Origin of the sequence: Pseudomonas sp. PS01303, assembly GCF_029959385.1 — a bacterium.
GTDB classification, from domain to species: domain Bacteria; phylum Pseudomonadota; class Gammaproteobacteria; order Pseudomonadales; family Pseudomonadaceae; genus Aquipseudomonas; species Aquipseudomonas rustica.
In genome coordinates, this window is sequence record NZ_JASCPK010000010.1 from 1 (window position 1) to 12,849 (window position 12,849).

Here is a 12,849-nt window from a genome sequence, read left to right on the forward strand (position 1 = left end):
TGTAGGAGCTGCCGAAGGCTGCGATCTTTTGATCTTAAAAACAGAATCAAAAGATCGCAGCCTTCGGCAGCTCCTACAGGGGTTTCGATTTAGCGCAGGTTTCTCCATTTTTTCAGCAGTTTCAGGGTCAATCCTGCGTTGATCAGCGCAAACGCCAGCAGCGCCAACACCACCATCACGTACAACGTGCGATCCACATCAAAATCCCACAGATCCAGCGTGCTGCTGCGAATAATCCCCACCGCAGCCGGCAAGTTGACGTAAAACAGCGCCACAAACGCACACGTAAGCGGCAGCGCCCGCCCGTAAAAAGCCTCGCGAACCTTGTCCCTGCTGCGTTTTCGGTTAAGCGGCCCCGACTGGTATTCATCCAGTGCCAACGCTTCACTGAGCGCCGGCCACGCCAGGTTGAACAGGAAGGTGGTCAGGGTCAGCAGCAAGCCACTGACCGCGACGATTTCACTGAACGGCATTCAGGCCCAGCGTTGCGCAGAGCAAGGCGTGGCTGTCCTCGCTGATCTCGAACTGCCCGGCGCTGCCCTTGCGCTTGGTGATGGGTTTGAAGGTTGGCTCGTTCTGCGTGATCAGCATATTCAGCTCATCGCGTATCACGTCCGAGCTGATAACCACCAGAAACACGGTTTGCGCGTATTCAGCCGTCTCGATCACCGCACGCATGCTGTGCTGGAGGATGTCGTCGAGCTGATTGCGAAAGCGCGACACCGTGTTTTTCAGCAGGGTTTTGCTTTGGCTTTGAGTCAGCTGAAAGATCGTCGAGATCTGCGATTCAGTCGGCAAGGTCTGCCCGAAATAGCTCTGAATCAGGTAGAGCAGACGATCCTGCTTGGCCTCGTCAGCGCGGCTGGGCATGCCGCCCTCGACCAGCATTTTCAGGTATTCGGTCAGGCTGGCCTTGGCGATGCGCTGCAAGGCGTAGGTGATTTCCGCGTCACCAATGCGCAAGGTTTTCTTGACCGGTTCCTTTTGTTCCAGCTCGAAAGCGGCGGCGTCGATCGTGAACGAGATCTGCATGGCTCAGGCGCTCCGAGTTATTTCCCGCTGGTTTCCGGGTATGGATCCTGAGGCGCATCGCCTTGGCCACTGAGGACTTTCCAGCCCTTGAGCGGATGCGAGGCTTCCGTGAAGTCAGGGCATGGCGGCATCGATTTTTGCGAAGGGCCTGAATACTCTCGGCCGCAGTCCACACAGGCGTAGGTGCCAGCCGAAATGTCACTGCCGTAAGGAACGCTGTCTTTTTGCATGGGTAAATCTCCGGTGGATGAAGGGAAGATCCTAGGGAGATTTGTTCTGCGGTGATGTCGGACGTTTCGCTGAGTTATGTCGGACGTTTCTTGCGCGCATAAAAAAGATCGCAGTCTTCGTCAGCCCCTACAGTAATTTCATACAAACGAAATCCGCTTTTGTAGGAGCTGCCGCAGGCTGCGATCTTTAGCCTTTCAGCAATCAGTGACGCTTGCGATTACTGATCAGCGTACCCACACCAGTATCAGTGAAGATTTCCAGCAGGATCGCGTTCGGTACACGTCCGTCGATGATTAGCGAGCTGCCGACGCCGCCCTGAACCGCTTCCAGCGCGCAACGGATCTTCGGCAGCATGCCGCCGTAGATGGTGCCGTCGGCAATCAGATCGTCGACCTGCTGCGTGCTCAGGCCGGTCAGCACGGTGCCCGACTTGTCCATCAGGCCGGCGATGTTGGTCAGCAGCATCAGCTTTTCAGCTTTCAGCGCTTCGGCGACTTTGCCAGCCACCAGGTCAGCATTGATGTTGTACGACTCACCGTTGGCGCCGACGCCGATTGGCGCGATCACCGGGATGAAATCACCTTTGACCAACAGGTTGAGCAAGTCGGTGTTGATGCCGATGACTTCGCCCACGTGGCCGATGTCGATGATTTCCGGCTGGGTCATCTCCGGGGTCTGGCGGGTAACGGTGAGCTTTTTCGCACGAATCAGCTCGGCGTCTTTACCGGTCAGGCCGATGGCGCTGCCGCCGTGGCGGTTGATCAGGTTGACGATACTTTTGTTGACCTGACCGCCCAAGACCATTTCGACGACGTCCATGGTCGCCGCGTCGGTGACGCGCATGCCATCGACGAAGTGGCTTTCGATCGACAGGCGCTTGAGCAGATCACCGATCTGCGGGCCGCCGCCGTGCACGACCACCGGGTTGATGCCGACGGCTTTCATCAGCACGATGTCGCGGGCGAAGCCGGTTTTCAGCTCCTCGCTTTCCATCGCGTTGCCGCCGTATTTGATCACCAGGGTCTTACCGACGTAACGTCGGATGTAAGGCAGCGCTTCGGACAGGACCTTGGCAGTGTTGGCGGCGGCATCGCGTTCGAGGGTCATTCAGGGCTCCGGGTGGATCAGAACGGTAGTTGGAGATCAGGTGCAACACGTTTCAATTGGGCGTGGAACACGTCCTTGATGCGCTGCAATTCAGCCTCGTCATCGGCCTCGAAGCGCAGCACCAGCACCGGTGTGGTGTTGGACGCGCGCACCAGGCCCCAGCCTTTGGCGTAATCGACTCGCACGCCGTCAATGGTGGTCAGGTCAGCGCCTGCGCCCCACTGTGCGTCGTGCAGTGCATCAATGATGCTGAATTTGCTCTCTTCGGTCACATGGATATTGATTTCCGGCGTAGAAATATCGTTCGGGAAGGTCGCAAACAGCTCTTCCGCAGTAGATTTTTCCTTGCTGAGGATCTCCAGCAGCCGCGCGGCGCTGTAGATGCCATCGTCGAAACCGAACCAGCGCTCCTTGAAGAAGATGTGCCCGCTCATTTCACCGGCCAATAGAGCACCGGATTGTTTCATTTTCTTTTTGATCAACGAATGACCGGTCTTCCACATTAGCGGACGGCCGCCGTATTCCTTGATCAGCGGTACCAGCCGACGGGTGCATTTGACGTCGAAAATGATCTCGGCGTCCGGGTTACGCGCAACCACGTCACGGGCGAACAGCATCAGCAGACGATCCGGATAAACGATGCTGCCGGTGTTGGTCACCACGCCGACACGGTCGCCGTCGCCGTCGAAAGCCAGGCCGATGTCGGCGTTGGTTTCCTTGACCTTGGCGATCAGGTCGACGAGGTTTTCAGGCTTGCCCGGATCCGGGTGATGGTTCGGGAAGTTGCCGTCGACTTCGCAGAACAGCGGGATGACTTCGCAGTTCAGCGCTTCGATCAGTTGCGGGGCGATCACGCCGGCCGCGCCGTTGCCGCAGTCGACCACGACCTTCATGCGCCGCGCCAGTTTGATGTCCTGGACGATTTCGGTGTTGTAGCGGTCGAGGATTTCGACTTGGGTAACGCTGCCGGTGCCGCTGCTCAGATTGTTGGTCTTGATGCGCTCATGCAGCACCTGAATCTGTTCGTTGGCGAGGGTGTCGCCGGCGATGACGATCTTGAAACCGTTGTAGTTCGATGGGTTGTGGCTGCCGGTGAGCATCACGCCCGACTTGCCGGCCAGCACGTTGGCGGCGTAGTACAGCGCTGGCGTCGGCACCAGGCCGACATCGCTGACATGGCAGCCGCTTTCGGCGATGCCGCGAATCAGCTCGGCAACCAGCTCCGGGCCGGACAGGCGACCGTCGCGACCGACGGACACATTCGGCTCACCTTGAGCCAGGCTCTGCGAACCGATGGCGCGGCCGATCCAATAAGCGGTTTCGGCATTGAGGAATTCCGGCACGGTACCGCGAATGTCATAGGCGCGGAAAATGCTGTCGGGCAGCTTCGGGGCGATCTTGGCTGGGGTGCTCATCTACGGAAATGCTCCATCTCGAAAGTGGCGGGACAGACCGACGAATCGTTCGACGGCAGGCTCAAACTGAAGGGTATGACGGCGTTTTCCACAGAGAGTTCGTGGTATGAAAGGGCCATGACGCCTCGGCTGGCGTGGCTTTCGGCCGGCAAAACCTTGATTTACGGTGTTAAAACCTGCTGCCGATGTAGCGCATTTTTTGTGGCGAGGGGATTTATCCCCGCTGGGCTGCGCAGCAGACCCAAAAATCTTGGGGCCGCTTCGCTGCCCATCGGGGATAAATCCCCTCGCCACAATAATTTCTATCCGGTTATTTGGTGCCGGTATGGCCAAAACCGCCGGTGCCGCGCTCGGTTTCGACGAACTCTTCAACCATTTCGAAATGTGCCTGCACCACCGGTACCAGCACCAGTTGCGCCAGACGTTCGCCGACGGTCATGGTGAAATCGCTCTGGCCACGGTTCCAGCAGGACACCATCAGCGGGCCCTGGTAGTCGGAGTCGATCAGGCCGACGAGGTTGCCCAGCACGATACCGTGCTTATGGCCCATGCCCGAGCGCGGCAGGATCAGCGCGGCGAGGTTCGGGTCGCCGATGTAAACCGACAGGCCGGTGGGGATCAGCACGGTTTCACCCGGCTTGATCACGATGTCCTGTTCCAGCATGGCGCGCAGGTCGAGGCCGGCGGAGCCCGGGGTGGCGTATTGCGGCAGCGGGAAATCGGTGCCGATGCGTGGGTCGAGGATCTTGGCTTGCAAAGCGTGCATGTAAATTAAACCTGGTTCAGACGTTCGGCGATAAAAGTGACCAGTTGGCGAGCAATCTTGCTCTTGCTGGTCTGGGCGAAAACCGTGGCGTGCAGCTCACGGTCAATCACGCTGCAGGCGTTTTCTTCGCTGTTGAAACCGATGCTCGGGTTGGCGACGTCGTTGGCGACGATCAAATCGAGATTCTTGTCCTTCAGCTTGCGTGCAGCGTAGTCGAGCAGGTGTTCGGTCTCGGCGGCAAAGCCGACACTGAACGGACGGTCGGGACGGGTCGCGATGGTGGCCAGAATGTCTGGATTGCGCACCATTTGCAGGACGAAGCCATCACCGCTCGTAGGATCTTTCTTGAGTTTTTGCGGGGCGATGACTTCCGGGCGGTAGTCCGCAACCGCTGCCGAGGAAATGAACACGTCGCACGGGATCGCGGCTTCACACGCCGCGAGCATGTCGCGGGCGCTGACCACGTCGATACGCGTGACGCGATCCGGCGTCGGCAAATGCACCGGGCCGCTGATCAGCGTGACGCGGGCGCCGGCTTCAACCGCTGCTTCGGCGAGGGCAAAGCCCATTTTTCCGGAGCTGTGGTTGGTGATGTAGCGCACCGGATCGATGTTTTCCTGAGTCGGGCCGGCGGTAATGACGACGTGTTTGCCGGTCAGTGCCTGGCGCTGGAAGCAGTCCGCCGCGCACTGTGCGAGGTCGGTGGCTTCCATCATCCGGCCCATGCCGACGTCGCCGCAGGCCTGACTGCCCGAGGCCGGGCCGAAGGTCTTCAGGCCACGGCTTTCAAGGAGTTGCAGGTTGGCCTGGGTCGCCGGATCGCGCCACATCGCCTGATTCATGGCCGGCGCGACAGCGACGACAGCGTCGGTGGCCAGCACCAGCGTGGTCAGCAAATCATTGGCAATGCCTTGCGCCAGACGCGCGAGCAGGTCGGCGGTGGCCGGGGCGATCAGCACCAGATCGGCCCACTTGGCCAGCTCGATGTGGCCCATCGCGGCTTCGGCGGCCGGGTCGAGCAAGTCGAGGTGCACCGGGTGGCCGGACAGCGCCTGCATGGTCAGCGGGGTGATGAATTCGGCGCCGCCGTGGGTCATGACCACGCGCACTTCGGCGCCCTGATCGATCAGGCGACGAACCAGATCGGCGCTCTTGTAGGCCGCGATGCCGCCGCCGACGCCCAGAACGATGCGTTTCCGATACAGCCGCTGCATAGGTCTGCCTTTCATTTCGTGGGTGACATACGTGGCGAAACCCCCTCCCCAGGGTGAATCCGCCCGCAAAAAAGATGGGCTAAGATATCACAGCGACCGCTACGGAACAGCGGCGCCCACTGACAGGGAAGTGCTATGAGTATTCGTGATTGGCCTGCGGCGGAACGCCCGCGGGAAAGGTTGTTGGAACAAGGTGCGGCGAGTCTTTCGGATGCGGAACTGCTGGCGATTTTCCTTCGTACCGGCGTGCCGGGGAAAAGTGCGGTGGATCTGGCGCGGCATTTGTTGAGTCAGTTCGGCAGCCTGCGTTTGCTGCTTGAGGCCGATCAGGACGCATTCAGCAAACAATTGGGATTGGGGCCTGCAAAGTTTGCGCAGCTGCAAGCGGCGCAAGAAATGGGCAAGCGGCATCTGGCCGAACGCTCGCGCGAGAAGCCTGCGCTGGAGAATCCTCAGGTCGTTCGTGATTACCTCAAAGCCATGCTGAGGCATGAGCCTCATGAAGTGTTCGGCTGCCTGTTTCTCGATTCAAAACATCAGGTGCTGAATTTCGAGGCGCTGTTTCGCGGATCGATCGACAACACCAGTGTGCATCCCCGGGAAGTGGTGAAGCGTGCGTTGGCTAACAACGCGGCGGCGGTGATCCTCTGCCATAACCATCCGTCGGGGAACACGGATCCGAGTCAGTCAGATCGGTTGCTGACCAAGCGACTGCAGAAAGCTTTGGATTTGATTGATGTGCGGGTGCTCGATCACTTCATCATCGGTGACGGCGAGCCGCTGTCGATGGCGGAATGTGGCTGGATGTAACTTCCAATCCCTGTAGGAGCTGCCGCAGGCTGCGATCTTTTGATCTTAAAAAACAGAATCAAAGGATCGCAGCCTGCGGCAGCTCCTACAGGGGGATCAGTTATTTGAGGTTGACCTTGGAGTAGTCCTGGCGGCCGAACGGGCTGACGGCGTAGCCCTGCACGTCCTTACGCGTCAGCGCGTAAGCGGTCGGGTGCGCCAACGGCAACCACAGCGCCTGCTGCTGAATCTGCGCCTGCGCCTGTTCGTACAGCTTGGTGCGTACACCTTGTTCGCTGGTGGTCTTGCCGGCGCTGATCAGCTTGTCCAGGTCGGCATTGCAGTAGCGCGCGAAGTTAGTCCCCGACTTGACCGCAGCGCAGGAAAATTGCGGCGTGAGGAAGTTATCCGGATCACCGTTATCGCCTGCCCAGCCCATGAACAACAGATCATGCTCGCCAGCCTTGGCGCGACGAATCAGCTCGCCCCACTCGATCACGCGGATTTCCGCCTGAATACCGATCTCTGCCAGATCCGACTGCAACATCTGTGCGCCGAGGCTTGGATTCGGATTGAGCAGGCTGCCCGACGGACGTGTCCAGATAGTGGTCTGGAAACCATCCTTCAAACCAGCCTTGGCCATCAGCGCCTTGGCTTTGGCGATGTCATGAGGATAGCCCGGCAGGCTCTTTGCGTAGCTCCAGGTATTCGGCGGGTAAGGGCCGTTGGCGGCTTCGGCGGTGTCTTCAAACACAGCCTTGATGTAGTTGGCCTTGTCGAAGGCGAGGTTGATCGCCTGACGCACTTCCGGCTTGTCCAGCGGCGGGTGCTGGCTGTTGATGCCGACGAAAGCGGTCATGAACGCGTCAGTTTTTTCGACTTTTAACGTCGGCTCTTTCAGCGCGGCTTGTACGTCGAGTGGCTTCGGCGACAGGGCGATCTGGCATTCATTGCGTCGCAGCTTTTGCAGGCGCACGTTGGCGTCCGGGGTGATGGCGAAGATCAGCGGATCGACCGCAGGCTTGCCACCGAAGTAGTCCGGGTTGGCCTTGTAGCGGATTGCCGCGTCTTTCTGGAAGCGGTTGAACACGAACGGGCCGGTGCCGATCGGTTGGCTGTTGAGCTTGTCCGTCGCGCCGGCCTTCATCAGTTTGTCGGCGTATTCGGCAGAATAGATCGAGGCGAAGCCCATGCTCAGGGTCGCCAGGAACGTCGAGTCCGGGTGATCAAGGGTGAAGCGCACGGTTAGCGGATCGAGGGCGTCGATCTTCTTGATCAGTGCTGGCAACTGCATCGACTGCGCATGCGGGAAGCCGCTCTGGGCGACTTTGTGCCACGGGTTCGCCGGGTCGAGCATGCGGTCGAAGCTGAATTTGACGTCTTCAGCGGTCAGCTCGCGGCTCGGCTTGAAGTAATCGGTCGTATGAAATTTCACCTGCGGATGCAGTTTGAACACGTACGTCAGGCCATCGGTGCTGACTTCCCAACTGTCGGCCAGGCTCGGCACGACTTTGCCGCTGGCGGTGTCGAAGTCCACCAGACGGTTCATCAGCACGTCGGCCGAGGCGTTGGTGGTGGTCAGCGAGTTGTATTGCACCACGTCGAACCCTTCCGGGCTGGCCTCGGTGCAGACGCTCAGCGCGGCGGCCTGGGCCAGAGGGCTCAGCAGGAGCGGGGCGAGCAACAGGGGTAGGGCAGCGAGGCGCATGGTCGGTTTCCTTTTACAGATCGAAGGCCCATCTGCAAGTGCAGTCTGGAAAAGGCCTACCCTAGAGGGCTGGATTACAAATGACTATCCCCTTTTTGCATTTTAAGGGCACAGTGATGGTGGTTTTTCAGACCACGGCGCTGCGCAAAAAGTCTGAAAGCCGTGTGCAGACGATTTTCTTCGACGAGTGGTAAAAACCGGTGCCGGCCTTTATCCAAAGCGTTCTCAGGTCGAAAAAGCGCCTTTTTGTGGATTGATTGCACACGGAAAGTTGTTGCACCCCGGTCTTTCTGGTATAAAGCAGCGCTCTTTTCTAGGGGCCCGGTTCCTTCACTGTAGGTGTAGCCGGTAAGACCTCTAAAGAAACGCGGCGCCTGGCGCCAAATGACTGAGAGATTAAGCGGCCAACCCATGCCGGGTTGGGCATGTGGTTTTAGAGGGCTGAGGCATGTCGAGAGTATGTCAAGTTACCGGTAAGGGTCCGGTGACTGGGAATAACATTTCCCACGCAAACAACAAAACCCGTCGTCGTTTCCTGCCGAACCTGCAGCATCACCGCTTCTGGGTTGAAGAAGAGAAACGTTTTGTGCGTCTGCGCGTATCTGCCAAAGGCATGCGTATCATCGACAAGCGTGGCATCACTGTCGTGCTCGCCGAACTTCGCCGCGATGGCAAGATTTAAGGGAGCTAATCATGCGTGAATTGATTCGTTTGATCTCGAGCGCCGGTACTGGTCACTTCTACACTACCGACAAGAACAAGCGTACTACCCCGGACAAAATCGAGATCAAGAAATATGATCCGGTTGTTCGCAAGCACGTGATCTACAAGGAAGGCAAAATCAAGTAATTGATTTTTCCCGACTTACAAAAAAGGCCCGTATCTCACGATGCGGGCCTTTTTTGTTGTCTCCGGTTTCTGCGGTTGTCTGTGCGGGCCTCATCGCGAGCAGGCTCACTCCTACATTGAAATGCGGTCACCTGTAGGAGTGAGCCTGCTCGCGATAGGGCCGGATCAGCCAGCAAAAATCCTCAAGCCTTCTGTTCGAAAATCACATAAATCTTGCGGCAAGCCTCCAGCACTTCCCAAGTGCCACGAAACCCCGCCGGGATCACAAATCGGTCGCCAACCCGCAACGTCTTGGCATTGCCCTCGCTGTCACGCAGCACCGACACGCCCTGCAGAATCTCGCAGTACTCATGCTCGGTGTAGTTCACCGTCCACTGCCCAACCGCACCTTCCCACACGCCAACGCCCATCTGCCCACACGGACTGTCGTACTGATGGAACACAGCTTGTTCAGGATCACCCTTGAGCACTTTCGCCGGATCCGGGCGATAGCGTTCGGCTTCGCTGCTGGTCAGGCTGATGTCGACGACGTTCTGGATGTTCATTGTTGTTATCCCCTGTGAATACGGCGCGATTGGCTGGAAAGGGCCAAAGTCTATGTTGATTAAAATCAACACCGCAAGGCCGTATGGCCACCTTATGTCAAATATATTGAAACAACCCCGGCCGCTGGTTTAGGGTGGCGGGTGCCTCTGGCCGAAATAACCGGCTGGCCGGGCAGAATTCTTGAGGACGCTGGCGAAGATCGCGCGGCGCTCGTATTCAACAAGCGGAGGACACTCGAAATGACCACCCTGACTCGTGCCGACTGGGAACAACGCGCCCGCGACCTGAAAATCGAAGGCCGCGCCTATCTCAATGGCGAATACACCGACGCCGTCTCCGGCGAGACCTTCGAGTGCATCAGCCCGGTCGATGGCCGTCTGCTCGGCAAGATTGCCAGCTGTGACGCCGCCGACGCTCAGCGCGCCGTGGAAAACGCCCGCGCCACGTTCAATTCCGGCGTGTGGTCGCGCCTGGCGCCGACCAAGCGCAAAGCCACCATGATCCGTTTTGCCGGCCTGCTGAAACAGCACGCCGAAGAACTGGCCCTGCTCGAAACCCTCGACATGGGCAAGCCGATCAGCGATTCGCTGTACATCGACGTTCCGGGCGCGGCGCAAGCGCTGAGCTGGAGCGGTGAAGCGATCGACAAGATTTACGACGAAGTGGCAGCGACGCCGCACGATCAGCTCGGTCTGGTAACCCGCGAGCCCGTCGGTGTGGTCGGCGCCATCGTGCCGTGGAACTTCCCGCTGATGATGGCCTGCTGGAAGCTCGGCCCGGCGCTGTCGACCGGTAACTCGGTGATCCTCAAGCCGTCGGAAAAATCCCCGCTGACCGCCATCCGCATCGCCGCGCTGGCCGTTGAAGCCGGCATTCCGAAAGGCGTGCTCAACGTGCTGCCGGGCTACGGTCACACCGTCGGCAAGGCGCTGGCCCTGCACAACGATGTCGACACGCTGGTGTTCACCGGTTCGACCAAGATCGCCAAGCAACTGATGATCTACTCCGGCGAATCGAACATGAAACGCGTCTGGCTGGAAGCCGGCGGCAAGAGCCCGAACATCGTCTTTGCCGATGCGCCGGATCTGCAAGCTGCAGCTGAATCCGCTGCCAGTGCCATCGCCTTCAACCAGGGCGAAGTCTGCACTGCCGGTTCGCGTCTGCTGGTCGAGCGTTCGATCAAGGACACATTCCTGCCGATGGTGATCGAGGCGCTGAAAGCCTGGAAGCCGGGCAACCCGCTGGATCCGGCCACCAACGTTGGTGCGCTGGTTGACACGCAGCAGATGAACACCGTGCTGTCGTACATCGAATCCGGTCACACCGATGGCGCCAAACTGGTCGCCGGCGGCAAGCGCATTCTTCAGGAAACCGGCGGCACTTACGTTGAGCCGACGATTTTCGACGGCGTGAGCAACGCGATGAAGATCGCTCAGGAAGAAATCTTCGGGCCAGTGCTGTCGGTTATCGCTTTCGATACCGCTGAAGAAGCCATCCAGATCGCCAACGACACGCCGTATGGCTTGGCCGCTGCGGTGTGGACGCAAGACATCTCCAAGGCGCACCTGACCGCCAAAGCCCTGCGCGCCGGTAGCGTGTGGGTCAACCAATACGACGGCGGCGACATGACTGCACCGTTTGGTGGCTTCAAGCAATCGGGCAATGGCCGTGATAAATCGCTGCACGCGTTTGATAAATACACCGAGCTGAAGGCGACGTGGATCAAGCTGTAAGCCGCTAAAGGGAGCCTGATTCAGTCCGGCTCCCGAACCATACAGAGATCCCCTGTGGGAGCAAGTCTCTGTGGTGAGGGGATTTATCCCCGATGGGCAGCGCAGCGGCCCCAGAACCGGACAATGCGGATTTGCAGATACACCGCATGCACAGGTTTTGCGACTGCTGCGCAGCCGATCGGGGATAAATCCCCTCACCACAAAGGCTCGCTCCCACAGTGGTTTTGTGGTGCACATAAAAATAATCCACAGGAGCGTGGAACATGCGTTGGGCGACGTATTTCGCCGTGTTGGCGTCTGTCTTGAGTGTCGGCCTGGCCCTGGGGGTCAGCATGCCGCTGGTGTCGTTGCGTCTGGAGGGCTGGGGCTACGGTTCCTTCGCCATCGGTGTGATGGCGGCGATGCCGGCGATTGGCGTGTTGCTCGGCGCGAAGATTTCCAGTCATCTGGCGGCGCGCTTCGGCACGGCCAACCTGATGCGCCTGTGCCTGTGGGCGGGCGCGTTGTCGATCGGCTTGCTGGCGCTGCTGCCGAGCTATCCGATCTGGTTGGTGCTGCGGCTGATGATCGGCGTGATCCTGACCATCGTGTTCATCCTCGGCGAAAGCTGGATCAATCAACTGGTGGTCGAGAATTGGCGCGGTCGTCTGGTGGCGCTGTATGGCAGCAGTTATGCGTTGAGCCAGTTGTCTGGCCCGCTGCTGCTGGGCGCGCTCGGCACTGAAGACGATTACGGATTCTGGGTGGGCGTCGGCTTGCTGTTGGTTTCGCCGCTGCTGTTGTTGGGTCGCAGCGGTGCGCCAAGCAGTGAAGCGAGCAGCGTGACCTTCCGCGACCTATGGGGATTTGCGCGCGATCTGCCGGCGATTGCCTGGGCGGTGTCATTGTTTGCCGCGTTCGAAGCGATGATCCTGACGCTGCTGCCGGTGTATTGCCTGCAACAGGGTTTCACTGCTGAGATCGCCTTGGCGATGGTCAGCACCGTGGTGGTCGGTGATGCGCTGCTGCAACTGCCGATTGGCGCGTTGGCCGATTACCTGTCGCGGCGCACGCTGTTCGCGGGTTGCGCGGTGGTGTTGATGCTGTCGAGTCTGGCGATTCCGCTGTTGCTCGATACGCTGCTGATCTGGCCGTTGTGGGTGTTGTTTGGTGCCAGTGCTGGCGGGTTGTTCACGCTGTCGCTGATTTTGATTGGCGAACGTTATCGCGACGATGCGCTGGTGCGGGCGAATGCGCATATCGCGCAACTGTGGGGCGTGGGTTGTTTGATCGGGCCTTTGGCGGCGGGGGCGGGGAGCCAGTGGATCAGCGGGCATGCGTTGCCGCTGTTGATGGCGATCGGGGCGTTTGGGTTGGTGATTTTGCTATTGCGCCAAGGTGCATTCGGCCCGGTGACCGAGCCTGCGTAGAGCAAAAGATCGCAGCCTTCGGCAGCTCCTACAGGGGAATGCATTTCAAA

13 protein-coding genes and 1 pseudogene are annotated in these 12,849 nt (G+C 59.2%); 5 read left to right on the plus strand and 9 right to left on the minus strand.

Annotated elements, in window-relative coordinates; all coding sequences use genetic code 11:
- Window positions 1–89: 89 nt before the first annotated feature.
- The 7 genes and pseudogenes from QMX93_RS05900 to coaBC form a co-directional block, all read right to left on the minus strand.
- Window positions 90–473 (minus strand): hypothetical protein, encoded by a 384-nt coding sequence (locus QMX93_RS05900; protein WP_282353528.1) that lies wholly within the window; start codon window positions 471–473, stop codon window positions 90–92.
- Window positions 460–1,032, minus strand: coding sequence for a hypothetical protein (locus QMX93_RS05905; RefSeq protein ID WP_282353530.1), 573 nt, complete (start codon window positions 1,030–1,032; stop codon window positions 460–462). The genes QMX93_RS05900 and QMX93_RS05905 overlap by 14 nt, the downstream gene beginning before the upstream one ends.
- A 17-nt stretch (window positions 1,033–1,049) precedes the next feature.
- Entirely contained in the window at window positions 1,050–1,262 is a 213-nt protein-coding gene (locus QMX93_RS05910; protein ID WP_282353532.1) for a hypothetical protein, read from the minus strand.
- A gap of 202 nt (window positions 1,263–1,464) precedes the next feature.
- Window positions 1,465–2,370 carry an acetylglutamate kinase gene (gene argB / locus QMX93_RS05915; protein WP_053125034.1) on the minus strand — a complete coding sequence of 302 codons (906 nt, stop codon included), beginning with the start codon at window positions 2,368–2,370 and terminating at the stop codon, window positions 1,465–1,467.
- Between the two features lie 17 nt (window positions 2,371–2,387).
- Window positions 2,388–3,791, minus strand: a pseudogene (locus tag QMX93_RS05920) (phosphomannomutase/phosphoglucomutase); the annotation flags it as partial.
- A gap of 304 nt (window positions 3,792–4,095) precedes the next feature.
- Window positions 4,096–4,551 (minus strand): dUTP diphosphatase, encoded by a 456-nt coding sequence (gene dut / locus QMX93_RS05925; RefSeq protein ID WP_008086463.1) that lies wholly within the window; start codon window positions 4,549–4,551, stop codon window positions 4,096–4,098.
- 5 nt (window positions 4,552–4,556) lie between these two features.
- Window positions 4,557–5,765, minus strand: coding sequence for a bifunctional phosphopantothenoylcysteine decarboxylase/phosphopantothenate--cysteine ligase CoaBC (coaBC, locus tag QMX93_RS05930; protein ID WP_187680377.1), 1,209 nt, complete (start codon window positions 5,763–5,765; stop codon window positions 4,557–4,559).
- A 135-nt stretch (window positions 5,766–5,900) separates the two neighbouring features.
- Here coaBC and radC point away from each other — a divergent pair, with 135 nt between their 5' ends.
- Window positions 5,901–6,575 carry a DNA repair protein RadC gene (gene radC, locus QMX93_RS05935; protein WP_282353550.1) on the plus strand — a complete coding sequence of 225 codons (675 nt, stop codon included), beginning with the start codon at window positions 5,901–5,903 and terminating at the stop codon, window positions 6,573–6,575.
- Window positions 6,576–6,675: 100 nt separating this feature from the next.
- On the opposite strand, the gene QMX93_RS05940 is transcribed toward radC, so the two are convergent.
- Window positions 6,676–8,262 carry an ABC transporter substrate-binding protein gene (locus tag QMX93_RS05940; RefSeq protein WP_008086803.1) on the minus strand — a complete coding sequence of 529 codons (1,587 nt, stop codon included), beginning with the start codon at window positions 8,260–8,262 and terminating at the stop codon, window positions 6,676–6,678.
- 448 nt (window positions 8,263–8,710) lie between these two features.
- Between QMX93_RS05940 and rpmB the strand changes: the two genes are divergently transcribed.
- Window positions 8,711–8,944 (plus strand): 50S ribosomal protein L28, encoded by a 234-nt coding sequence (rpmB, locus tag QMX93_RS05945; protein ID WP_007920377.1) that lies wholly within the window; start codon window positions 8,711–8,713, stop codon window positions 8,942–8,944.
- An 11-nt stretch (window positions 8,945–8,955) separates the two neighbouring features.
- A complete protein-coding gene (rpmG, locus tag QMX93_RS05950; RefSeq protein ID WP_003177274.1) occupies window positions 8,956–9,111 on the plus strand; it encodes a 50S ribosomal protein L33 in 156 nt (51 codons plus the stop codon).
- Window positions 9,112–9,293: 182 nt separating this feature from the next.
- Here rpmG and QMX93_RS05955 read toward each other — a convergent pair whose 3' ends face one another.
- Window positions 9,294–9,656, minus strand: a complete 363-nt coding sequence (locus QMX93_RS05955) for a cupin domain-containing protein (RefSeq protein WP_282353557.1) — start codon at window positions 9,654–9,656, stop codon at window positions 9,294–9,296.
- A 240-nt stretch (window positions 9,657–9,896) separates the two neighbouring features.
- On the opposite strand from QMX93_RS05955, the gene QMX93_RS05960 reads away from it, so the two are divergent.
- Both QMX93_RS05960 and QMX93_RS05965 read left to right on the plus strand, forming a co-directional pair.
- Window positions 9,897–11,390: an aldehyde dehydrogenase gene (locus tag QMX93_RS05960; protein WP_099757512.1), complete on the plus strand. Its 1,494-nt coding sequence runs from the start codon at window positions 9,897–9,899 to the stop codon at window positions 11,388–11,390.
- A 263-nt stretch (window positions 11,391–11,653) separates the two neighbouring features.
- On the plus strand, window positions 11,654–12,799 hold the full coding sequence (locus QMX93_RS05965) for an MFS transporter (RefSeq protein ID WP_212550361.1): 1,146 nt from the start codon (window positions 11,654–11,656) through the stop codon (window positions 12,797–12,799).
- The last annotated feature ends 50 nt before the right edge of the window (window positions 12,800–12,849 follow it).